Below are 25163 nucleotides of genomic sequence, written 5' to 3'. Positions count from 1 at the left end.
GGTCTGCGACGTGCGCAGGCCACTAGCATCATAGTCACGGTCTAGCACCCGACCGTCGTCATAGTTGAAGACTTGATCGGTCCGCGTCGCGCCATCTGCTGCAAAGGTCGTTGTGTAATCCGTCCAAGCATGGGCGTTATCCACGTCGCTCATGGTTTGCGAGCTACGCAGACCACTTGCGTCGAAGTCGCGATTCAGCACCCGACCATCATCATAGTTGAAGACTTGATCAGTTCGCGTCACGCCGTCCGCTGCAAAGGTCGTTGTATAACTCTCCCAAGATCTGGTTTCGCCAGTATCCAATACGGTGAGAGCAAGCCTGACACCTGCCGCAGAATTCTGAGTGATGGAGATCGTATCGACCCCTTCGACAATCTCTGCGCTATTGCCGTCCGCATAATCGAGTTGCTCGATATTGCTTAGCGTGTCGCTCCCTTCGTCTGATCCATCATTTCCGTTGGCGTCCGCGACCATTAGAGCACCGTCGAAAGAGAAGACAAATTCGTCCGCGGCCCCGGCAAGATAAACCGTATCCACACCTTCGCCGCCGTCATAGGCGTCGTTACCAGTGCCTGCAGCAAGGTAGTCGTCGCCCAAGCCGCCCATAACCGTATCGTCGCCCGCTGTGACGACATCTCCGTCAACGTCCGTATAGCTTGCGTCGATGATGTCGGCACCATCCGTCCCTGTTACAATGCCGTCACCCGTCGCAGTTTCAGGCAGGTCATCAAGGCTTAGCGTTGTGCCATCGTAGAAGACGATGTTGGCGACTTCATCCGTGTTGCCGTCGCTATAGACCCCTTCCAAAGTGAGCGTGCTGCTCGATCCGTCCGCGTTTGCGATTGTCAAAACGAGATCATCGCCCGCTTGGGCCTGAGACACATCAGCAGGTGCGATGCCTTCGCCAAAGATCACATCGAACTGCGCCTGTGTACCAACGAGCGTGTCCAAGAGAGAGCCAAGCGTGATAGCGGGCGTCACCTCAATCGGGCCAAACGGGCCATCGACAACAACTGCTGGCACCAGCTCAAGCCCGAGGTCCATTCCTACGAGGAAGGCAAGTGCCGCCGCGCCGGACAATCCTTGATAGGCTGGCTCTACGCGGTCTCCCGTACCTGCAAAGTAGCTGACTTCACCATTGAGTGCGTTGAACGCTGTTGCCAAATCCTGAAAGGCCGCCTGTAGAGAAATCAGGTCCGTCGCATTCGTCAGATCAGGCGCGGCAAAGACTGTGTCACCAAGCTGTGTTTCGAAATAGCTGTATAGCGCGCGGGTCTCGCCGCGCGTTGCTGGCGCATCCCCCGCCAAGCCCAGTACGTCATCAAACAGCACTTCTTCGAAGTCGTCGGAAATGCCGCTGTTGTTCCATGGATCAACGCCATCCGCGCTTGTGACGCCATCAGAGGCACCACTGGCAAAGGACTGGCTCAAGACGTCCTGAACCCGCTCGGCTAGATTGCCAGTCCCGCCCGTTGACAACGAATAGGTCTCGCCGTTGTCGAGATAGACGTTCGTTGACAGAACTTGCGTGTTCGCATTTCCAGCCGCATCGCGGATGCCTTCCATAACAACGACATCAAGATCGCCGTCACCATCGACATCTCTCAGCACTGCGACCTGTGTCAGATCATCATTTGATGCCAGAACAACATCGCCGTCTTCAATCTTGGACAGGATAGAGTCGTTGTGCACACGGATTTCACCAGCAACGTAGTTGTGGTGATCTCTGACCTCGAAGTTATAGGTTGCCCAACCTTCGCTGTCTTTTGCATATGACCCTCGCGCATTGCCATTCGCAGCGCGTGCGGACACCTCTGATTGCTCAAACATCGCAGCTGTTTCAGCGGAGTATTCGATCACTTCGGCTGATGCTGTGACAACGTTTCCGTCTGTATCAACCAACCGCACTGTGCCGCCGCCCAGCTTCAATAGCTGGCCGATTTCAACATAGAGACCCGTTTCCGTCATGAAGCTGTGGCCGGGCGTTGTCACCAACGGCGCGCGCGCGCTCTCAAAAGTGACTTCAACCAATTGACGCGTGGTATTGGTGAACAGCTTGTCAACGACGCCGGGCTTGCCCGTACCATGAGCATCGAACGTCAGAACCACATCCTCGCAGGTGATATCTTCGATCGCTTTGGTTTCGCCATTCCAAAGGGTAATCGGCGTGCCTGCAACAAAACAGCTTTGCTCTAGCGCTTGGACGAGGCGTTCACGCGCCTCAGATCCAAAAGTCGCCTCAAATTCGTTCAAAAACTCGTTTCGCGCGTTGGCTCGGTCATCCGGATAAAAGACGCCGACCCCCGGAAGTGCCACATGGCCAAGCAGGATTTGGTCAAAATGATGTGCCGCAGAGTTGATCAGATTTTGAGACGGTACAGTGGTCGCTCTGAATTCACTCAGAACCGAACCAATCTCGTCAATAAGACTAAAGCTGGCGCGCTGCGCATCACGAAGGTCATCGGGACGCACAATCAGTTCAATGTCTGCTTGCATACTTGCATCAGAGAGTTGGTACAGGGTGATCAACGATTGAACTTGCTCTGCCGAAGCTGCGTAGCCCTCTGCGCCCCATTCCATAATCGCAAGGCCAAGTTCGCGGATTTGCACCTCGTACCCAACCAATCCGTCACGAATTCCGAGCGCAGAAACAGCATCCGAGAAATCAGCGTCGATCTGAGCGCGCTCAAGCAAGAACTGTCTTACGGCTTCAAGTTCGGCAACGTAGTTGCCTCCTGAAGCGGCCAAAGCGTTGGTCAGGGTCGCTGAGGCTTGGAAAATCGATAGGTCATGTGTGCGGCCGATGGCGTCGAAAACGTCGCGTGCTGACACAAGGAACTCGCTCGGCGTAAAGTCTTGGTGGTTTGAGAAACGACCCGCGCCCGTTCCCGCGCCAACCCAGTTCCCCCAGCGAAACTCGCCCGTGAAACCGGCCTCAAATCCCGGCGTCAAGGACGGCGCAGGGTTTAGAAGGTAGTCATCAATGCTTGTGTCAAAGCTTAGCCCGGGAAAGCGGGTGATGTAGTCAAATACAAGCTGCCTTTGGGCAGAATCGTCGATGTGCGAAGTGAACTCATCAAATTGTTCTTGTAGTGTCGGCATGTCTTAGTGCTCTCCCATTTTAAACACACTTACTAATCTTGGCGCTCCCCAATCGGAAAACACGAAGGCGGAAACAGAGGCATCGGCCTCTTGAACAAATAAAGCGGCACTAGAGCCGGAAACTTCAAAATCAAGCGGAACCGATGTGAGATCGGGTAGCTGGTACAGGATCTGGGTGTCTGTCGGCGTGATCGACGCCAAAGCATTTCGTACGTTTGGATCAAGACTTTGAACGATGACGAACGCGCTGTTTGATTGCGGATCAGCGGCCGCAACATGCAAGCCAAGGCGCGCGGAAAGCACGGCCGAGACCTGCGGGTACTCATCTGCAAAAACAAGACGATCCCCCTCAACAAATATCAACGTATTAGCCGTTTCCCTGTCGCGAAAATCGCGGCGCGGTTTGCTGTAAAACACACGGTCCGCTGCCTTGATCAAACGCTCATCCGCCTTTGCGGCGTTGGAGCCGAGCAAGATTGGGCGGCTTGAAGGAACTTTGATGCGCGCTTTGACAGAGAGCTTGCCATCTGAAACCGAAAGAAGATCAACGGCATTCAAGGTTCCGATAGGATCGAAGATCGCCCCGTTTTCTGCCGAATAACTGCCCGATGGAAAGACCGCTTCGCTGGCGCGTTGATCGGTAATTTTGAACACTGCGGAAGGGCTGACAAGTCGGTCAATGTCCGAGCTTATCGTAGCGGAAACACCAACATAAAACACATCGCCCGTGACATCATCATATCGTGGTGTAACGCGCATAAGGTTGGTGTCAGGCTCGCTCAGTCGCGTGGACGTGCCCGTGTTCAACGCTAATTCAAAGATGTTCCATCCCGGCGCGTCGCCAGAGCAAGGCGCACCGATTGACGGGCAAAATCCAGCATAGACCAGCGAAGACCCATCTGTGTTGAACGAAGGATCGTAGGCGCGCACGCCTTCTGGCGTTTTGACGTCCTGCAACTCAGACAACGTTTCAAGCGAGCGCAAGCTAATGCCAGAGCCGTTTGCGCCGTCACTATAGGCGATTGCCACCTGACCCGAGACGGCATGAAGACCCGCGCCTGAAAAAGTTTTAGAAATGTTAGATGAGGTATCTGCGAAAGCTCCAATCGCGAGTGTTGGGAGCAAAAGAACAGAGGCAAGGCATTTAAAAACGCGGCGCGATGCGTGCCTATGACTTGCACCCAGCGGCTTCAAAGCACCCTTAACTTCTGCACCTGAACGATACGTTCTCATAGTCAATTACACATAACACACAACTTGGTTCACACAGAACGGCATCCCCACAATACCACCCAGAAGCGAAGTTGCTACGTTTTTCGCGTCACGTCAAGCCTATGATTTCTTTGCCCTTCATTAGATTTTCGATGGCTTTAGCACTGTTTTTTTGCGCGAACGGCTGGCGCAGTTCAAGCAGAATCAAAATGAGCAAAAACGTCGCCACTCAAAACCCTTTTTATTGGCAAAGCGGCAATTCTCGCGGGACCGAAGCAGGCAGCGAGCGGCGCCATTTTCTGATGACCGGCTCTAGTTTGCGTTTTGGCCAAAACTTTGGCGCGCCGATCTGTTTCAGGCACGACGCATTCCAGTACAAACCTTGGTTTGCGGGAGAAATGCCTTTGCCCACCGCTGCGGCAACCGCCTTGATATCGCGAGATTCTGGGTAGATGTAGAGCGTAGTTCGGTTGCCATCGACAAGAGAAAGGATGCGCTGGGTAGCGTCCTGTGACCACGTCGTGCATCCATTGCTGCGCCCGCTTGTATAGTCGATCAGTTTCCCATGCCGGATAAATCCCTGGTCATCTGCATATCGGTTATTTGGCGCCAACTTGCGGCACTGCCACCGAACGAACGCAGCCATATGCCCGCCAATTGCCCTGTCCCGCGCATTCGAGGTCTCGCCCATCCCTTCAAAGACAAGGAACGTGCGATTGAACGGAACAGATTGTCCAGATTGCCGGACATACCCCTTGTGAGAGGTTCGTGGTTCGGCGGTGAGATATTCGCCGCCCATAGTGAGTTTTGAATCGAGCGCATTGCTGAAGTGCCGGGCGCATTCCCTACCGTTTGCGAAGTTTGCCTGTGGCAGTTTGCGTCCGTTTCCAAATCCCGAAGACACCGCCCAAAACGATCTCTGGTTTTCACAAATGACATAGTAGCGTTTCGCGGGCTTGCCTGAACTTGACGTGCTTGGTCGCGTTGCATCCATTGCCATGTAGCACGGATTGCGCACTCGAGATTTGCGCACCTGTCTTTGGTGATGCGCGCGCGCTCTTGCGAGCACGACAGGCGCGATCTGCCCGTCCCCTGCCCCGACGTGCCGTTGCAACCATGCGGGAATGTCTCGTGATAACGTCGCGGCGCTTAGCGGCGCGCTCAGCCCAAGAGCCAAGACGCTCAAAAGAGCGAACTTTGAAAAATCCTTCCAACGTTTCATCGAGCACCTCGTCGCAATCATTCCAAACAAACCTGCCAAAAGAAAAACAGCTATCGCATTTTCTTGCAACTGGCCATTTTCGCAACAGCAAGTCATCGCCTGTCTGTGACGTTACACACGAAACGCATGCAGGTTATTCCGCAGATCTACGATCCGCCCCACCTTTCGACACCCGCAGACGACACAAAAAAGGCCGCGCAAAAAACGCGGCCTTTCAGAGTGAGAGCCCTATTTAGAACTGAAAATCTGCATTTCCGAGATCAGCCAGAGCAACATCGAGCAGCGTGATTGTCAAATTCACACCGTCATCGATCACAACATTCGCACCATCTTGCACCATATGATTGGCAGAAAGATCCGCGAAATCAACGATCTCGGAGACTGCCGACAAATCAATATCTTCGGCATTTGCTGTCGCGTTGAAGTCCTTGATCGTGTCGTTTCCATCACCGCTGACAAAGACGAAATAGTCCGCGCCGTCGCCACCGTTCAGGAAATCATCGCCCTTACCGCCATCCAGGGTATCATCGCCATTACCGCCGATAAGCGTGTCTGCGCCTTTACCGCCAAGGAGGATGTCTTCGCCCTTTTCGCCGTAGATTTTGTCATCGCCTTTTTCGCCAGACAACTGATCAAACCCTTTGCCGCCCTTGATCCTGTCGCCATAATCGCCGCCCAACACAGTATCTTCGCCGTTTCCGCCCAAGATCGTGTCTTTCCCATTTCCACCAGACAGATGGTCGGCACCTTTTTCACCAGACAGATGGTCCTTGCCTTTTCCACCAGACAATTGGTCCGCGCCCTCGCCCGCTTCAATCGTATCCGCGCCATCATTGCCAATCAGCACGTTTGCATCATTGCCGCCGCGCAGCAGATCGTTGCCAGAGCCAGCGATTAGGCTTTCAATATTGAGAAAGTTGGTTTCGTCACCGTTTGAGTTATATTCTTGCGTGCCATCAGCGATATCAAGACGCATGTTTTCGCTCGCAGCCGATGCATTGAACGTATCAATGCCATCGCCACCATCAATGCTGTCGATTTCATCGCCTGCTGCAAAGATGAACAAATCGTCACCTTCACCGCCGTCCAGATCATCGCGCCCTGTGCCGCCTGTCAGCGTGTCGTTGCCGCCACCACCGCTTAGCGTGTCATCACCAGCCATGCCTTCTAGCACGTTTTCCGCGATGGTTGAGGTCGACGAAAGATGGTTGTCTTCGCCATCACCGCGAATATCGACATCGCCATCCCCTTCGATGCGAATGTTCTCTATGTCGATCAACGTGCCTCTTACGAATCCGGCTGAGGAAATATCTCGCGTTCTCCATGTGCCATCGGTCAAATTGACAAACCGTTCAGATTCGATGTTCGCCATGACGAAAGTATCTATGTCCGCGCCGCCGTCATTGACATCGACATCATCATCACTCGAACCGTTTCGTGAATAAAGGATCGTGTCATTACCGTCGCCGCCGCGGATCGTATCGGTTCCTACGTTAATGTTTCCAGGCGCAGCTAAGTCACCTTGTAATGTGTCATCGCCTCCGCCGCCAATCAGTGAATCGTCGCCCCCGCCGCCAAATATGATGTCTGCGTCCGTGCCGCCATCCAGCGTGTCATTCCCGCCGTCACCATCCAGCGTGTCATTGCCCGCATTGGTTGAGATAATGTTGTTCTCGCCATTGCCGCCTACCCCATCAGCGCCTTGACCGGTGGCAACATTCTCCATGTTTACAAAAGTGGCGATGATCCCATTTGCGTTATGCACATGCAGATTGCTCGTCATATCGATTACTATGTTTTCAAGAGCATTCACCGCATTGAAAGTATCAACCCCATCCCCGCCATCTATGTCGTCAATGCCATCGCCAAAGCTAAAGGTGAACAGATCGTCATTGTCACCACCAGACAGGCTGTCACGTCCTGCGTTGCCCTCAAGCGTGTCATCGCCAGCGCCGCCGCGCAATGTGTCATCGCCAGAGCCGCCATCCAGCAGATCAGCGCCGCCCTGACCGTCAATGTCTTCAGCTTCTGAATTGTTGCCTGTGATGACATCATCTTCCTGCGAGCCGATCACGGTTTCTATGCTGGTGATCGTTTGTTCAGGGCCGCGTCCGTCCCATGTGCCAGCTTGCAAATCAATCACAACCGCATCACCGGACCCATCCAGATCAGACAGATCGAGCGTGTCATCATCCGCGCCGCCGTCGATAGCGTCAATGAAATGACCATCGCGTACAATAAATGTATCATCGCCGCTCCCTCCGAGCAGCGTATCGGAACCAAAGCCACCATCAAGCGTGTCGTTGCCGATGCCGCCTTCGAGGCGCTGAGCGCCGCTTTCGCCGACCAGAGTGTCATCGCCCGAGCCACCGATAACTGTTTCAATACGGCTCACATCAGCGGTACCATCGTCAGCGATATAAGTGCCGCGGTTCAAATCCAGATCAACGCCTTGCGAGAAATCTGACAAGTCCAGTGTGTCGACCCCGCCGCCGCCGTCTACGTCGACTGCAACCTCATTTCCATTGGTGATCTTGTCAGTAATGATAATCAGATCATCATCGCCGCCCGCGTCAACTGAGTCATTCCCTTCGGCCGAAATCACATCATCGCCGTCACCGCCGCGCAGGCTATCTGCGCCGCCGGCGCCATCAATTGTGTCATCGCCGTCGCCACCGATGATCGTATCCGCGCCACTATCGCCATTGATCACAGTGCCTTCGATGCGCCCCATGATCAGATCGCCCTCGACAAAGTTCGTGGATTGCCCTGACGGGTTATAGTCGATGGTGTTAATCACCCCATCGCGCGGGTCCATGATACCAGCAAAGATATTGCCGCCATTTGTGTAGGTATAAAGCAGGCGACCATCGACAGTAACGCCCAGTTCAGGGTTGGAAATCGCGCCGCTGTGAAGTGTGGCAACCGATCCGACCTTTGCCCCGTTATTGTCAAACACCTGCGCATAAAGCCCGTTGTTGGGCGAGGTTGAATTGTCCCAAGCAATAACAAAGCCGCCACCGGGCAGCGCAATCATAGCTGCGTTGTCTTCAACATCGGAAAGCGCCGCGACATTCGCTTCACTCGTCACAGCGTTTAGATTGCTGTCATAGACGCGATACTTGATATCGTAATCACCGCCGCCAAAGTCCTCGGCCCAAGCAACAGCGATAAACCCGTTAGAGAGCGTCACAACACGCGGATCGGCATTGTCATCAAGGCCGGAATCCACATCAACTGTGTGCTGCAAAACACCCGTAGCGGAATAGACATCAAGCTGCACATCCGTTGCCGCATCAATATATACCGAAACGATTTCTCCGTTGGTATTGAAAGCGATGGAGTTCTTGTTTTCATCGTTAAACGTAGAGTTTTCACCTAGATCAACAAAGGTAGCATTATCCAAGCTGCTGTTAAATAAGCGCCCCGAAATGTCTTCATTCAGGCCACTCCCAAATAAAGAGTCCTCGAGCGTGACGGTACCCACGGTTGTTTCAAGGTTCAGGTTAAATGCGATCTGAGGATTGAAGGCATCATTGTAGGAACCGAGCAGGGTGGTTTTAAAATCAATAGACGAGCCTGCCGCATTGTAGCGCTCTACAATCGTCTTAATCGTGCCAGTGCTTACTTCAGAGCGATAGGTCATAATAAAGCCGCCATCATCCGTTGCGACGACTTCGAAATCATCCTGCTCCCCGATTGTCTCAGAAGTATTTAGCTGGAACGCACTGCCGATCTTAAAACCGAATGAATCATAAAGCTGGCCAACAATATCTTCGCCCGAAGATGTCGCAACGCCTGAGGTGCCCTCTTCAACCCATGAGACAAGAAAATTGCCATTGGCAAGCCCTGTGATCTCGGACTGTTTGGTCGTCGGCGTACTTGCCGTGCCGGTGTTTGCTTGAAATGTATTGAGCCATTGAACAGGTGTGGTGGGCATGACAGCAGTCCTTTATTTGTATTGCAATGTTTTTTCAAAATCTGAGCAACCCTAGGGCAAGGTTAACATTCTGTTAACTACTTTTGCGCGAGGATCGGAGCTGCAAAGATCTTGGACTTGGGGTGTTCTTATTCCAGAAAACGCACCCGAACTGTGAACACGATCACAGGTACGCGAAATTCTTTTATGCGCAGGACGGCCCGCTGCGCGTTGCAACCAACGAAATAAGAACGCTCGCAGGCGCTACAAAGGGGGGGCTGCTGTCCCTCCCCGCTCTTGTTTGTTTACTCGTTGTTAGAAAATGAAATCCGCATTTCCAAGATCAACCAAGTTAACATTGAGCAAAGTGATGGTTAAGTTCACCCCGTCGTCAATCACCACGTTGGCGCCAACTTGCGTCATGTGATTGGCGCTCAGGTCAGTGAAATCAACGATCTCAGTGACCGCAGAGAGCTTGATCTGTTCCGCATTATCTGCCGCGTCAAAATCTTGGATCGTGTCATTCCCGCCGCCGCTTTGGAAGACAAATTGATCCTCCTCGGCTCCACCGATCAGAATATCATCGCCTTTGCCGCCAAGCAGGGTATCCTTGCCATTGTCGCCAAACAGGACGTCAAATCCTTTGCCGCCCTTCAATTTATCTCGCCCGTCGCCACCTTCTAACGTGTCTCCGCCTTCATTGCCCTGCAGCGTGTCACGGCCAGCGCCTCCTCGAAGATGATCAAGGCTTTTGCCACCGAAAAGCTTGTCCCGCCCCGCATCGCCCCAAAGCTGATCAATCTTGCGCCCACCGTACAAAGTGTCGTTACCGTTGCCGCCAGTGATTTCGTCATACCCGTCATTGCCCTCAATGACATCATCGCCGTCGTGGCCATCAATGAAGTCATCAGCGCCCAAGCCAAAGATGCAGTCATCGTCAGAGGTGCCGGAAATGCTATTGCTCGCGCCGTCCCCCATGATCACATTGCACTCGGGTTCTGGCGTATAAATCCGGGCAAAAATCCCGTTTTGATCCCCGTCATGGTCGTTGTATTCGTCATCATAAACGATGATCAGCCGCCCATCACTCAGTGCGCTAAGGCTCGTTGCGATCTGAGAGCCGGTGGTGAAGTCATTGACCAAAATATCGTCGCTGGTAGGGACACCGTTGGCATCAAAGGTTCGCAAAATGACATCGTTATTGTCAGCATAACCGGTTCCAATCCAAATCGCGGCAAATCCACCATTGTCTAACGCGACGATTTCAACGGCGAATTCATCTTCATTTGCTATTTGATGGAGTTGAATTTCAGCGATACGTTGTGTGCCATCCGCATTGTAAATCTTGGCAAAAACGCCATCGTGCGAGCCGTTTCCCTGCATCGATGTCCACATAACGACGACGCCGCCATCGTTGAGCAACGTAGACGCAGGGTGCGCCTGAAAGTGTGCGACGTGATCGTTTACCCGAAACTCTGGTGCTGTCGCAACTCCAGCCGCGTCAAAGTGGCGGCCATAGATGTCTCGATTATCTGCGAACGATGTGTATTTGCGCCAGAACACGTAAAACGATCCATCAGGCAACACTTGAATATCGCCCTCATAGTCACCCTCAAGAGCTGAGCTACGCACCATGATTTCATTGGTGGTCCCTGTACCGGCAGCGTCAAACAGTTTGACGTGGAGAACACTATCACTAGACCCGATGTACGAGGTTTCCCATGTCGCTACAAAACCGCCATTCGGGAGCGCTTCCAGGTCGACGTTTCGTTGCGCTTCCGCTAGATTGTCGTCGAGTAAGAGCTCCCCCCCATTTAACGTGCCGTCTGAGTTATAGACTTGTGCAAATATGCTATAGTTGGTGTTGCCTTGAATAGACTCCCAAGCAATCACAAACCCGCCGCCAGCCAGCGCGACGATTGAGGGAGTTACCTGATGCAAATTCGTATAAGTATTAACCTGAAATTCGCCGCCTAACGGCGTACCATCACTAGCATATCGCTGTGCGAAGACACCGCCGTCGCTTCCGTCTTGCCGGAAGGATTGCCAAGTAATAACAAAGCTGCCGTCGTTCAAAGTCGCGACATCACCGCCATTTTGTCGCCAAACCCAATGAGTATTCACCTGAAATTCCGGTCCAAATGCCATAAAACAACTCCAACTTTGAAACTTATGAAAAAACTGCACTAATGGTGCAGAAAACGAGCATACTGGAAGCGGGCAAAATTGACAGCCACGTCAAAGGAAAATTGCCTCGGTGCCTGCGTTCAACGCTACGGCAAGTGCAAGAGCCATCCTTCTCCTGCGAACAACTCTCCGTCGATGATGCTTTTCACCTTTTCCAAACGTGCGCCTTGGTGGGTTTTTGCGTAATCTTCCATCAGGCTTTGCGCGCGGCGAACAGGTTTCGCGTTGTCATATAGCCGAAAGTCCTTATCTGAATCCGCATTGTCCAAATAGATCATTCCACCCGGTTTCATCTTTGGCAAAACCGTTTCAATACATTTCCAACGATAGGCACCGTCAACAATTGCCAGATCAAAGGGCCCCGTTTCCTTTGGCGGCGTGTAGTAGCTGGGGCCCTCGCCCCAATGGATTTGCGCGTTTTCAATTCCCTCGCGCGAAATGCGCGCGCGTGTCATCTCTAACCACGTCTGGTTTTCTTCCATAGACACAACCGAGCGGGCGCGCCGGGCCAACCAAATGGTCGAGCTGCCAGAGCCATATTCAATCACGTCATGAGAGGGTTTCAAAAACGCCTCGACCTTTGGGATCACCCGCGTTGGCCACCATGGAGAGGCGCGCCGCTTGCCCTTGTTGAAAAAGATCTTGTGATAGAGGCATTTGGGCAGATCAACGATCAACTCCGCTAAATCAACGCGTTCGTTTTGCTCGGTGTGAAAACGCGTCGTCCGCGCGGGATCGTTTCCAGAAATGACCTTTGAAAACAACGACTTTCCCTTCAAAAATGAGGCGCATCGCTAGGCGTCTTTTGCCAGCTCTTTAAGTACGCAACGTTTCAAAAAATGAAGTCATCGCTCTGTAGTTCACCAGCGTTCACTCCAATCAACGTGATAGTCAAATCTATACCATCTTCAATGATCACGTTTCCATCTATTTGATGAAGGTGATTGTCCATCAAATCCACAAAACCTGTGATCTCACTAACGGCCGAAAGATTAATGTCCTCTTTTCCGCTCGAAACCTCAAAGTCAGCAATTGTGTCATCGCCATCGCCGTCACTGAAAATGAAATCATCATACCCTAGTCCGCCTACAAGCCAGTCGTTTCCCTTTTCGCCTTCAAGCCAATCGCCACCTTTGCCTCCAAAAAGCCTGTCATCGCCTTTGCCGCCACCAAGGTTGTCACGCCCTTTTCCGCCATAGAGCTTGTCGTCGCCTTTACCTCCCAAAAGGCTATCATCCCCTTTTCCTCCTGAAAGATGATCTCTGCCGCCACCACCTTTGATCAAATCAAAGCCTTCGCTTGCCAAAACCGTGTCCTTGCCCGCTTCTCCGAATATTTGATCAGCCCCTGCGCCTCCATCAAAGCGGTCGTTTCCGTCACCTCCGATAAGCGTGTCGTGACCTTCCGCGCCTGAGAGGCTGTCGTTCCATATGCTGCCGAGAATACTATCTGCAGCCTCGGTTCCAGTGGAGTAAACAGGTGAACTTGCCGAAACATCAACAAATCCCAAATTGAGATAGTTGTAATAGCCTGTCAGATTGGATGGAGGGCCAATAAGGTCGACAAAAGTTAAGGACGTTAAGGCCCCTCCCGTGTTCGACATGCCATGAAGGGTTCCATAACTATTTGTAAAAAGCACATAGTGTGTCGCATCAAGCTGCAAACCCGACCAAAACGTCGTGTTTTCAACAGTATTTTGCTGCTGGATTTTATAGATGATGGTGACCCAATTCCCATTTCCAATTGAGATATCAACATCTCCGGACGCGAAATTGATTACACCTTGAGACGGCTCATCTGTTGGAAGCACATCCCCAACATACAAATCTTCGTCGATGACTGTCATGGTTTCGATCTGCCATGTGTCAGAGGCAGTATCAAATACGACAACTGTAGATTCTAATACTTTCAATCTAGGCATATGCGTTCTCAGCTATTTTAAAATAAATTGATCCTGCAATAATAGCTAAATAAAATAGTCCAGCAAGTTGGTTAACCTTGCTGGACCGATCTTGCGTCGCGCGTTAGCGGACATTCGAATTCTTCTAAACTAGAAAGTGAAATCAGCCGCGTCGAGTTCTTCTTCGCTTTGGATGATAAGTTGAAGTTGATCCACTTCCGTGATGTCGAAGGTCAGCGTTGATGTGCCATCGCCTTGCAACAGGAAATCAGCCAAATCATCAAAATCACTCACGCCCGAGATCGAGCTCAGATCAATCTGATCCGCACCTTTGACAAAATCGCTCACTTCGACGTTGCCCGCGGCTGCGCTCATGGTGAAGGTGTCATCCCCCTCGCCGCCCGTCAGCGTGTCATCGCCACCGCCGCCATTCAGCGTATCGTCTCCTGCGCCGCCATGAAGAACGTTGTCAGCCGCTCCGCCAAAGATCATGTCATCGCCCGATCCGGCATTCACATTCTCAACGCCAAAGCTGGTGTTGCCTTGGTTGTCGGTGCCCTCTTCCAGATCAATTACGAAATCAACGTCATCTTCTGTCGATCCAGCAATCTGGTAGGTATCAATACCGTTGCCACCAAAGAAGCTATTGGCCCCTTCATTGGCGATAAAGACGTCATTGCCATTGCCGCCATTGTGGAAATCATTGCCGCCGCCGCCATTGATCGTGTCGTCACCATCATTGCCTTGCAGCTGATTGTCTGCGCCATCACCAAAGAGATTGTCATCCCCATCGCCGGTATTGACGTTCTCGATGTTCGCATAAGTATTGCCATACTGATCCTGACCAACCGCGAGATCGATATTGTAATCCGCCGTGCCAGCGCTTGAGCCACCGATATCCATTGTATCAATGCCTGCGCCACCATCGTAGCTGTCAACGCCATAGCTGCCGAAGAGAACGTCATTGCCTGCACCGCCATTTAGCGCATCATTGCCAAGCCCCCCTGCAAGAGAGTCATTTCCAGCGCCGCCATTCACAACATCGTCGCCAACAGACCCGTCCAGAATATTGGCGTCCGCGTTGCCTGTGAGCGTGTCATCGCCCCAGCCACCATTGATGTTCTCAATGCCGCTATAGCTATTGCCCTGATTGTCGGTGCCTGTTTCGAGGTTGAGATCATAGTCGGTCTCGTAGTCCTCGGACACATCGATATCAAAGGTATCGACGCCCTCGCCTCCGTTGAAGGTATCATTGCCAACACTCGCAATCAGAAGATCGTCGCCGCCACCTGCGTTGTGTTCATCATCCCCTTCGCCGCCGCTCAGAACGTCGCCGCCAAGACCGCCGTTAAGGGTATCATCGCCAAGACGACCAAGCAGGACATTGGCCAGATCAGACCCAGTCAGGCTGTCATCACCATTGCCGCCGTCGATGTTTTCAACGCCTGTATAGGTGTTGCCAAAGTTGTCGGTGCCCGCTTGCAAATCAATGTTGAAATCAAGGTTCTGCACGGTTGAGCTGTTGATAATGATCGCATCATCGCCCGCGCCGCCGTCAAAGACGTTGGTGCCTTCGTTGGCAATCAAGATATCATCACCTTCTGCACCGATATGGGTGTCATCGCCCAACCCGCCGAGCAGAACATCTTCCCCCGCAAGGCCAAAGAGCGCGTCATTGCCCGCGCCCCCGCTCAGAAGATTGTCTCCTGTTGTTGCGCTGATCGTGTCATCACCATCGCCTCCTAGCACGTTTTCAATGCTTATGAGTGTGTTTTCCTGATCATTGCCAGCGGCGAGATCGACATCATAGTCTGCTGTATTTGCAGTAGAATTTGCGATGTCGTAGGTATCTGTGCCTGCACCGCCGTCCAGCGTATCAACGCCAGCCCCTGCGCGCAGAATGTCGTTTCCTGCAACGCCGTTCAACACATCATTACCTGCGCCGCCGTCCAACGTGTCATCGTCCGCGGTGCCTGTGAAGGTCTCATCAATATCCGTGCCGAGGAACAGCGTCCCTGGAATGCCTTCTGGCTCAGGCTCAGGTGTTGGCCGTGTCGGCAGATCAGGAGATTCCAGAGTTTCCGAACTCAGATCAGGACGCAGCGCCAAGGCGCTTGCATCAGGTGAAGCGCTGGTAAGGCTTACGTTATCGATAAACGGACCTGTTCCATCGCTTTCTGCCGCAAGTTCGCGGAATTCGAGACGATCAATCCCGCCGCTTCCTGTAACCGTGTAGGTATAGGTATCCCACTGCTCACTACTGGTCGGAGTGACAGTGTCGATCAATTCACCGCGGTAATAGACTTCGATGCTTTCGCTTTCGCCAAAGCGCTGCGCGCCGTTGAAGCTAAGCTGCATTTCATCGTCTTCAAGCGTGAGAACATCTTGGAAAGCCGTATCAACAGCGCCCGTTTCAGAGCCGTCAAGCTCGATGAAGTTTCCACTGTCGGGCGTATTTACGCCGTAGAAGCCATCTCCCCAAACCTCAAGCGTTCCGTCTTGGCTATCCCAGCCAGCAACCTCGGCATCGGTATCATTGCCGCCAATCGCAACGCCGCCTTCTAGCAAACCATTGCTCAAAAGCTCTGTTGCAAGCACAGGCTCGACGGGCTCTGGATCAGGAATGACCAGCGGCGCAGGAACATCCCAAGTGAGTGTGCCGTCGGCATTTACCGTAAGGCTGCTAGCCGTTTCTGTGACTGTGCCATCAGGGTCGGTTTGCACAACGTTAAAGTTGTAAACACCGTCTTCGCCCACATCGAATGGGTCCAAAGGATCAGGCGTAAACCAGCTTTGCAACGATACGGCGCCTGTTGCTTCGTCAATCTCGAACATGACCGTATCTGTGCCAGTCAAAGTGAAATAGGTTGTATCGCTTGGTGGAGTTGGATCGACGGGATCAACCGGATCCACTGGATCGACAGGGTCCACGGGATCAACCGTATCTGGCAACACCTCAATGTCGGCAATGCTAAAGGTCTGGGTGCCATCGGCCGCAACGGTAAATGTTCCGGGGATCGTTGTGACGGTTCCATCAGGCTCTGTCGCAACAACGGAAAACTCATAGGTGCCGTTTTCATCAGCGTCCCAGTGATCATCCGCATCTGGTGCAAACCAATCATGCGGCGTCACATCGCCCGTGGCCTCATCAATTTCAAACACAACCGCGTCTGGACCTGTGATCGTAAAGAGCGTTCCAAATTCAAGCGGATCAACCGGAGTTGGCGTCGGATCATCTTCAACGGTTACAGTCGGGACATTCCAGTCGAGCGTGCCATCCGCATTCACCATCAAGCTGCTCGGGATACGCGTCACAGTGCCGTCAGGGGCCGTTGCGAGCAGATTAAACTCGTAGATGCCGTTTTCATCCGCATCCCAGTTATCCCGCGGGTCTGGGGTAAACCAGTCATTCACGCTCACAGCGCCCGTCGTTTCGTCAACGGAAAAGACCACCGCGTCAGGACCATCAAGGCTAAACACAGTGCCAAAAGGTACCGGATCAGGATCAACTGGAACAGGTTCAGGGTCGGGCAATACGATCGGGTCAGGAACATCCCACACATAGGTTCCTTCTGCACCTATCGTGAGGCTGCTTGGCGTGGTCGTGATAGTGCCGTCAGGCGCCGTTGCGGTAATCGTAAATTCGTAAACCCCGTTTTCATCAGCATCCCAGTTGTCGCCCGCATCTGGGGCAAACCAGTCCTTTACGGTGACCTCCCCCGTATAGGCGTTGATGTCGAACATCACTGTGTCGGGACCAGAAATTGCAAACTCGGTCAAAACTGGCGACGCGCCAGCAGCAACAAAGGCGCTGTCATTCGGGGTGACGCGAAACTCAAAGTTGCTGGTGCCTGTCGCGGGATCGCTCGCTTCGGTATCCGTTACGCTAAATTCGTAAACGTTATCTTCGTTCACATCCCATGCATCATTAAAATCTGCGATAAACCAGGGCTTTTGCGTTACGACCCCAGTTGCGGCATCGACGTCAAACAAAAAGGCATCAGGGCCTTGCAGGATAAAATTTGGCACTTTTGACTCCCCAGTCTTCACAAATGCAGCTGCCTTGAATTCAAGGCGAAAAATGTTCGCTCGCTGTGTCGGCGATGCGATGCTCTCTTAGCTCAAAGGCTCATTCTAAAGATGCGCATGCATCTTCATGTTTTGATTTCGAAAAAAGGCGCACGTCCCCCCTTCGCGCGTGGGCTAGCAGATGCGAGTCTGAGGTGAATTGAAATGCTGCCTGTGTAAAAACACTGTTTCGATACGCGACACAATGCAGATAACCCTCTGACAAATAAACACAATTCACTAATTCGCGACGTCTCACCAACATGCCCTAAATCGAATTTACCAGAAACACAGCACCTTGTCGTCATAATCTCGCCATTTTTTGCGCGTGCGCAGTGGCAAATTTGGCCCCTTTAGGCGGGTTATCGCCTGTAGCTCGGACCCTGCAACATGCCCATCTCGGTATAGCTAAACCCATCTGTTCCAACATAGTTTAAGATTGCGCAGTTGGACCAACCACTTTCAGGTTCTGAAAGCATCAAGGCTGGCCCCGTTTGCGGCGTGCCATCGCAGTTATCGGCAACGTGAAAGCGGTAGGCGGAGACCTGAGTATCGTCATAAAGCTCGAACAACGTGTTTCCGATGACCTCTGCGCGCCCGCGAGCGTCCTTTGGATCAGTGAACCGGCCTTGGAGCGCAAAATAAATTCGGTCCAAATCGTTAGCTTGGGTTATTGCTTCGATCCGAGACACCGCAATTTCAACAGAAGCGTCATTGAAATTGATAATATCCGCTTTCAGATTGACCCGTTGACCAGGTGTTAAAAGCGAAATTGCAGTGAAGGTTTCTGAATAGTTCGCATCTGAAGGGTAAACCAGCCAATCCACCCCATCGGCGCTAAAGCGACAAAATTCGCTGTCGCCGTCATCATGACATCCGATAAAGCGCGCAATTGTATCCGACGGCTCCCCTAGTGAACCCGCCTGAAACGCGCCATGATAGTCAATGTAGTCCAACTCTGGTGATGGTAACGAAAGTGACGTGGACGCAGGCTGATCAACAGGCGCGCCGCTTAAGGTGATTGTCCAAGAGGTTTGCGTTGGCCCTGTGTCTTCGACCAAGAACATCTCGCGCTGAAACCCGCGCTCTTCACACTTGGTATCGCCAAGAATTTTGAACGGACTTTTTCCAGTGCAAAACCCGTATTTACCTTTGTAGTCATGGCCCTCGGCATGAACCTTGTAGTAATAGTTCTTGCGATCAAGCGGGTCAGACATAACCGTGCCGCACTCGCCTGCCTTGAAAGTCCACCAGCCCTCCGAGACCCAGGTTTTCTGGCTCTCATAGCTGATTGCGACGCGGTGCAGCACGTCCGTTTCGTTACACACCTTTAGCTGCGCCAGCGCAGGAACAGGCAAGAAAATCAACAAAGCAAGTATAAGGGCACGCATGGGGATCATCTCCTTGGCTTGAACGTCGCCGACACCTTGGCGCTGATCCAAGATGTTGGCAAGCAACCCCTGCGCGATCTCGTGACCCTTTTCGAAAGAGGCAATTTACATCAACGCAGGTTCACTCAATCACGCACACGCGGCAATAATGCCGCGTAACTCCGCCAAGCCGCGCATACGTCCGATGAGCGGAGAACCGGCACTATGCGGCCTGCCCAAATCGCTCAGCAATTCCTGCCCGTGATCAGCGCACATCGGAATAACCCAATCATCGCGCCCCGCTTCCTTGCGCCGCCTTTGTTCATCCATCAAAGCACGCACGGTCCCGACAATATCTGTGTTGCCCTCAAGATGGGCTGCTTCATAAAAATCTGGCTTGGTTGCGTCCGCGCTATCCAATCGCGTCGTATTGCGCAGATGGGCAAAATGTATCCTTGCTCCATGACGACGCACAAAGGCGGGGCCGTCAAAGTCGGCGCAGACGCCAAGCGCACCGGTGCAAAGAACCGCCCCGTTGGCAGGTATATCGACAGCCCCAAAGATCGCCGCATAATCGGCATATGAGGAGACAACTTTTGGCAGGCCAAGCAACGAAAAGGGTGGATCATCTGGATGACAGCCTAGATTAACGCCAAATTCCTGCGCGATCGGCGCGACCTCTGACAAGAAATCTATGAGATTGGCGCGCAGCTTTTCTGGCGTGATCGTAGCATAGGTTTCAATCAGCGCGCGCAGCTCGTCAAGGTTCGCGCCCTGATAGGCGTGGGGCAGCCCCGCAAGAACACTGGATTGCAGGCTGGATTTCTCTTCCTCGCTCATCGCGTCGAAACGCGCTTGTGCTTGCGCGATACAGCCCTCTGAATACGCCTCGCACGCGCCATCGCGTTTAAGAATGAACAGGTCAAAGACTGCAAACTCGACCATCTGGAACAGCATCGACGTGCCGCCGTGGGTATGCTGCGCACGCAGGTTTGTGCGGGTCCAATCGAAAACTGGCGAAAAACTGTAACACACAGTCGAGATACCCTGCCCTGCAATCGCTTTGAGGCTCTGCTTGTAAGCTTCTATATGCGCCGCCATATCGCCCGTTTGGGTTTTGATCGCCTCGGAAACGGGTAAGCAATCGACAACATCCCAAGCATATCCATGCGCGCGCAGCATATCTTGGGTCGGCAAAAGATTTTGACGCCCCCACGCGATGCCCGCAGGCAAATCGTATAGCGCTGTTGCAATGCCCTCGACGCCAGCTTGATGCAATTCTGTTAAAGTAATCGCATCGTTCGGCCCAAACCATCTCCAGCATTGCTTCATGAAACTGCCCCCAATGAGTTTGCTCGCTCAGGCAAAGCGCCCGTATCAATAGAGTGTCGAGATTAAACAAGAAACTGGCAAAGACCACCCTTAAGGCGAATTCTGACCCGCTAATTTCAGCCCTGACGCGAAATGCAGTTATGTTGACGGCAAAGGCCCAAAGTAAGGTGCCATTTCACGCTGCTACAAAAAGGGTAATGGCGGATCGACAGGGATTCGAACCCTGGAGACGNNGCCTTCGACCACTCGGCCACCGATCCATTGCGCGGGGTTTAGCGTTAAGATGCAGGCGAGCGCAAGAGCAAAAAACCGCTTTTTGTTGCTTGCCTTGAGCGCGTGGTTTTTTGTTACGATCCGCGCATCGATAGACGCGCGAACGAGACCGCAAAATAGATCTCAAACACAATCGCAACCGCGATGCCGACCCCGACAGAGCCGCGCAGAAATTCAACGCAGCCAAGAACGGCAAGCAATGCCATTGAAATCGCAAAACCCCTGAACAAAATTTGAAGCGCGCGCGAAGATGCAAGGTCTTTAACGCCCCAAGCCATATACGCCAGCCCCGCAAATAGCATGGCTGCGCGGCGCGCGATAATTTCCCCGCCCGCATCTGGCGTCATATTGAAGAGCCAAAAGATAATTGATGGTGCAAAGAGCAGAACACCGCAGAGCAAGGCGCAAACGAGCGCGGCAAAGCTGCACAGGCGTTCTTGTGACATCCAGCCCATCCTAAACATCCAAGTGCAAATAGACACGGCGGTTCTGTTTGCCCTTTTTCTCGATCTTACCAATGCGCACGCGCCCTATTTCTGAGGTGCGTGCGACGTGAGTGCCACCGCAAGGCTGTAGGTCAATCTGGCGCGTCACATCGCCAATGCGAACCAAACGCACCTGCCCTGCCCCTGTGGGCGGCTGAACGGACATTGTTTTCACTAGATGTGGATTTGCGCGCAGCTCGTCATCGCTAATCCAGCTTTCGGACACGACGTAATCAAGCTCGATCAGCGCGTTCAAGGAACGATCCAACGCCTCTTTGTCTTCGGGGGCGTCGGGCATATCGAAATCAAGCCGCCCTTTGCCCGCAGAAATCGAACCGCCACTAACGGGCAGTGGAATCACAACAGAGAGCAAATGCAGCGCGGTGTGGACGCGCATATGCGAATGGCGCCGCTCCCAATCAAGGTTTTGCGTCACAGTGCTGCCAACGGGCGGTAAAGACGCTGGCTCGGCCGGAACCAAAGCCGTGTGCGCTTCGGGGCTCCCATCCACCTTAACGCAGGTGGCAATTTTGAGCGTATTTCCACTCCAAGCCAGAGTTCCACTGTCTCCGGGTTGCCCGCCACCCGTTGCGTAAAAGATAGAGTCATCCAAGATGACCCCGCCTTCAGGCGTGTGACCAAGAACCTGTGCTTGAGCGCTCCGCATATAAGCGTCTTGCAAGAATAGCGCACGTGTCATTCGCGTGTCTCCTCATCAGCGGTCTGCGCAGCTAAGCCAGCTGGACCAGCCTGCGCAAGTGTTTCAGGGTTTCGGATCCAAACATCGCGCTGTGCGAATGGAATTTCGATCCCCTCTTCGGCAAAGCGAGCAGCGATAAGATGGTTCATATCAGATTTGACGCTTAGCACATAATTCACATCCCGCAGAATTGCGCGGATCTCAAAGTCCATTGAATCGGCGCCAAACCCTTGGAACACAATTGACGGCTCTGGGTTTAGCAGAACCATCGGATGCTCGCGCGCGATTTTGAGCAAGACATCCTCTACTTTGCGCGTATCTGTGCCATAGGCCACGCCAACGGGCACGATCACACGGCCCACTGTTTTGCCGCGCGTCCAGTTTGTCACCATACCAGAAACAAGGTCCGCATTCGGTACAATGACGTCCGTGCGGTCAAAGGTTTCAATCCGCGTCGAGCGCACAGAAATGCCGCGCACATAGCCCATCTTGCCGCCGACTTCGATCCAATCGCCCTCGGCAATTGGACGTTCAATCAGCAAGATAATGCCCGATACAAAATTGGAAACGATGTTTTGCAGGCCAAAACCAATGCCAACAGAAAGCGCGCCAGCAACAATCGCAAGGCTGCTTAGGTCAATGCCAGCAGAGCTGATCGCAATCAAAGCAGCAAGAAAGATACCCACATAGCCAATGCCCGATACGATGGCATTGCGCCCGCCCGCATCCAATTTAGTCCGCGGCAGGATCGTTGTGCGCATCGCCCCTTGCAGCAGACGCGTTGCGGTATAGCCAATCGCAAAAATGACCGCGAAGGTTATGAAATCAATTGGCGAGATACGACTATCGCCAATCGCAAATCCTTCTTGGAAACGGGTCCAAACTTCGGTGATATCAGCCCAACGCGCGCCCCAAATCAACGCGAGGATTGGCAGCGATGCAATGACCAGCAGAAACCCGAGTAACACAGGGATAAGTGAATCGTCGTCCCGACCGCTTTTACGTGTCAGGAAAGCAAAGACATCTTCGATAAACCCCTGCACAACCAACAAAAGCCCAAAGAGCATGAGCGTTGCGATTGAAGAAAACATCAGGCGCGCAGCGGCCGTTCCATAGCCAAGCGCTGCGATAATCGGGCCAACAATGGCGACAACTATAGCCGCTTGCCCAAGCAGTTTCGCCATGCGCACCCTGTATTGACGGCCTTCGTCGTCGTCCAGCTGATCAACTGTCGCGCCGCGCAAAAGCGTGCCCAATCGGAACAGCACGATCCCGGTCAACACCAACAAGGGCAAACCTAGCACTGCGCGGGTGGCATCACTCCAATCGTCGTAGATCGCCATAACCTGCAAAACTTGCGCCGCAATCAGGATCAAAGCACTTGCAGCAATGAACCATCGCGCACCGGCCCTATGAGACTGCCCAATTGGTAAAACCGCATCGTCATCGGTTTTCGGGAAAAGCTGCCCAGCAACCCACCAAAAGGCCAAAAACAGCAATCCATAATTCGTAACCTGATCAAGCAGAAGTGTTCCGCGAAGCCCGATCAATCCTGTCTCGAATGCCCCTTCCACAAGGAATGCGAGCCCGAACAACGGCAGCACAATTTGCAACAATGAGGCAATGAACCGCCAAACCCCAGAGCCGCGGTTGGTATAGCGTCGAAGAACGTCAACAATCTTAAGCGACCAACGGCGCCCTCGTAAAACCAGGACCAGACCGATCACCAGCAGAATAACGACTTCGGGGAAATCGCGCCAAAGGGTTTTGCGCTGCGCATCTGATTGAAACGCGCTACTGATTTCAGCCCCGATCGCAAAAGTGGATTTACTGAAATCCTCAATTGCGGGTGCCCAATATGCTGGATTTAAGGGGCTTGGCCCTCCGCTCAGCAATTCTTCCGTTTGGCGCTCGCGGATCAGATTGTCGATCTCTTTGATCACCCCGTCCGCACGATTATAGGCTTCTTCTGCTGCCACAATCGGTGTGCGCAATCGCAAAAGCTGCTCATCAAGCTCAACGCGCCGCGCCGCGATGTCGCTTGCTTCGTCGACCCCTTCTACCGGGGTTCCAAGCGCAGCAACCTGCGATTCAAGTGTCGTGATGCGCGCTTGGTTTGTTTGCTGTGCATCTAGAAACTGCTCACGCCAATCGGCAATTTGCGAACGCAAGGTCTCTAGCGCACTAGAAGACGCACGTCCGTTTTCAACTGCGTTTTCAGCGCGTTGCGCAACACTCTGCCAAGCATCGTAATCCAGTGTCGTGTTTTGCGCAAAACTTGCAATTGGCAGAGAAAGAAAAACAGCAACGCAAAAAGCGCGCAAAACAGACCAAAATGTCATCAAACGTCCTCGAAAACACCCGGAATATGTGCAGGCTCTTTGTCAAGCCATTCTGGCACAGGCAGGCCTTTTTCGCGCAGGAATTCAGGGTTGAACAACTTGGATTGATAGCGCGTGCCAAAGTCACACAGGATCGTCACGATAGTATGCCCCGGGCCCATCTCGCGCGCCATGCGGATCGCACCAGCCACATTCACACCGGAAGACGCACCAAGGCAAAGACCTTCGGTCTCCAGCATATCGAAGACTTGCGGCAGGGCTTCACTGTCATGGATGTTGTAGGACATGTCCGGCGTGAACCCTTCAAGGTTCTTGGTGATACGCACCTGTCCAATGCCCTCCGCGATGGAGCCGCCTTCGCTCATCGCCAATTCGCCGGTGGTATAATAACTGTGCAGCGCCGCGCCGTCAGGATCAGCAATACCGATTTTTACACCCTTTGGCTGCAAGACCATGCCGATACCCGCCAATGTACCACCAGAGCCAACGGCGCAGATAAAGCCATCAACTTTGCCGCCTGTTTGCTCCCAAATCTCAGGGCCAGTGGTGTCAATATGCGCTTGGCGATTTGCGACATTGTCGAACTGATTGGCCCAGATCACGCCTTCATTCGTTGTGCGAGCCAGCTCTTTTGCAAGGCGTTCTGAATAGCGCACAAAATTGTTCGGATTGCGATAGGGCGCGGCGGGCACTTGTACCAGTTCCGCCCCTGCCAGCCGCAGCATGTCTTTCTTTTCCTGACTTTGCGTCTCTGGGATCACGATAACGGTTTTGAAACCCATCGACGCGCCCACCAGCGCAAGGCCAATGCCTGTATTGCCTGCGGTGCCCTCAACAATCGTGCCGCCCGGCTTCAAGGCTCCGCTCGCTACAGCATCCTGGATGATCGACAGCGCGGCGCGATCCTTAACCGATTGACCGGGGTTCATGAACTCAGCCTTGCCTAAGATCTCGCACCCCGTCGCTTCGGATGCGGCCTTGAGCTTGATAAGCGGTGTATTTCCAATGGCCTGAGCCAGATCCTGCGCAACGATCATGAGCGTCTCTCCTA

The 25163-nt window shown here is 53.0% G+C and carries 13 protein-coding genes, 1 tRNA gene and 1 pseudogene; all 15 read right to left on the bottom strand.

Features of this window, described 5'->3' with window-relative positions; translation table 11 throughout:
• Nucleotides 1–3102 (bottom strand): annotated as a pseudogene (locus ACRBCU_RS17495) (hypothetical protein); the annotation flags it as partial.
• Between the two features lie 3 nt (nucleotides 3103–3105).
• Nucleotides 3106–4335 carry a hypothetical protein gene (locus ACRBCU_RS17490; RefSeq protein ID WP_431366677.1) on the bottom strand — a complete coding sequence of 410 codons (1230 nt, stop codon included), beginning with the start codon at nucleotides 4333–4335 and terminating at the stop codon, nucleotides 3106–3108.
• 220 nt (nucleotides 4336–4555) lie between these two features.
• Nucleotides 4556–5536 (bottom strand): murein L,D-transpeptidase catalytic domain-containing protein, encoded by a 981-nt coding sequence (locus ACRBCU_RS17485; protein WP_431366676.1) that lies wholly within the window; start codon nucleotides 5534–5536, stop codon nucleotides 4556–4558.
• Between the two features lie 232 nt (nucleotides 5537–5768).
• Nucleotides 5769–9476: a calcium-binding protein gene (locus ACRBCU_RS17480; RefSeq protein WP_431366675.1), complete on the bottom strand. Its 3708-nt coding sequence runs from the start codon at nucleotides 9474–9476 to the stop codon at nucleotides 5769–5771.
• Nucleotides 9477–9770: 294 nt separating this feature from the next.
• Nucleotides 9771–11603, bottom strand: a complete 1833-nt coding sequence (locus ACRBCU_RS17475) for a calcium-binding protein (RefSeq protein ID WP_431366674.1) — start codon at nucleotides 11601–11603, stop codon at nucleotides 9771–9773.
• A 125-nt stretch (nucleotides 11604–11728) separates the two neighbouring features.
• Nucleotides 11729–12406, bottom strand: a complete 678-nt coding sequence (locus ACRBCU_RS17470; protein ID WP_431366673.1) for an O-methyltransferase — start codon at nucleotides 12404–12406, stop codon at nucleotides 11729–11731.
• Nucleotides 12407–12474: 68 nt separating this feature from the next.
• Entirely contained in the window at nucleotides 12475–13563 is a 1089-nt protein-coding gene (locus ACRBCU_RS17465; RefSeq protein ID WP_431366672.1) for a calcium-binding protein, read from the bottom strand.
• A 129-nt stretch (nucleotides 13564–13692) separates the two neighbouring features.
• Nucleotides 13693–17571 carry a hypothetical protein gene (locus ACRBCU_RS17460; RefSeq protein WP_431366671.1) on the bottom strand — a complete coding sequence of 1293 codons (3879 nt, stop codon included), beginning with the start codon at nucleotides 17569–17571 and terminating at the stop codon, nucleotides 13693–13695.
• Nucleotides 17572–17972: 401 nt separating this feature from the next.
• Entirely contained in the window at nucleotides 17973–19001 is a 1029-nt protein-coding gene (locus ACRBCU_RS17455) for a DUF1036 domain-containing protein (RefSeq protein WP_431366670.1), read from the bottom strand.
• 129 nt (nucleotides 19002–19130) lie between these two features.
• On the bottom strand, nucleotides 19131–20312 hold the full coding sequence (uxuA, locus tag ACRBCU_RS17450; protein WP_431366669.1) for a mannonate dehydratase: 1182 nt from the start codon (nucleotides 20310–20312) through the stop codon (nucleotides 19131–19133).
• A gap of 198 nt (nucleotides 20313–20510) precedes the next feature.
• Nucleotides 20511–20572, bottom strand: a tRNA-OTHER gene (locus tag ACRBCU_RS17445).
• A gap of 87 nt (nucleotides 20573–20659) precedes the next feature.
• Nucleotides 20660–21031 (bottom strand): hypothetical protein, encoded by a 372-nt coding sequence (locus tag ACRBCU_RS17440; RefSeq protein WP_431366668.1) that lies wholly within the window; start codon nucleotides 21029–21031, stop codon nucleotides 20660–20662.
• 10 nt (nucleotides 21032–21041) lie between these two features.
• Complete coding sequence (locus ACRBCU_RS17435) at nucleotides 21042–21770, bottom strand: alanyl-tRNA editing protein (RefSeq protein ID WP_431366667.1); 729 nt, start codon at nucleotides 21768–21770, stop codon at nucleotides 21042–21044.
• A complete protein-coding gene (locus ACRBCU_RS17430) occupies nucleotides 21767–24112 on the bottom strand; it encodes a DUF3772 domain-containing protein (RefSeq protein WP_431366666.1) in 2346 nt (781 codons plus the stop codon). The genes ACRBCU_RS17435 and ACRBCU_RS17430 overlap by 4 nt, the downstream gene beginning before the upstream one ends.
• Nucleotides 24112–25149, bottom strand: coding sequence for a cysteine synthase A (locus ACRBCU_RS17425; RefSeq protein WP_431366665.1), 1038 nt, complete (start codon nucleotides 25147–25149; stop codon nucleotides 24112–24114). The genes ACRBCU_RS17430 and ACRBCU_RS17425 overlap by 1 nt, the downstream gene beginning before the upstream one ends.
• Between the last annotated feature and the right edge of the window lie 14 nt (nucleotides 25150–25163).

It is taken from the genome of Planktotalea sp. (genome assembly GCF_050633725.1).
GTDB lineage: Bacteria > Pseudomonadota > Alphaproteobacteria > Rhodobacterales > Rhodobacteraceae > Planktotalea.
Note: the sequence above shows the minus strand (reverse complement) of the source record. Positions and strands in the feature narration are given on the sequence as shown.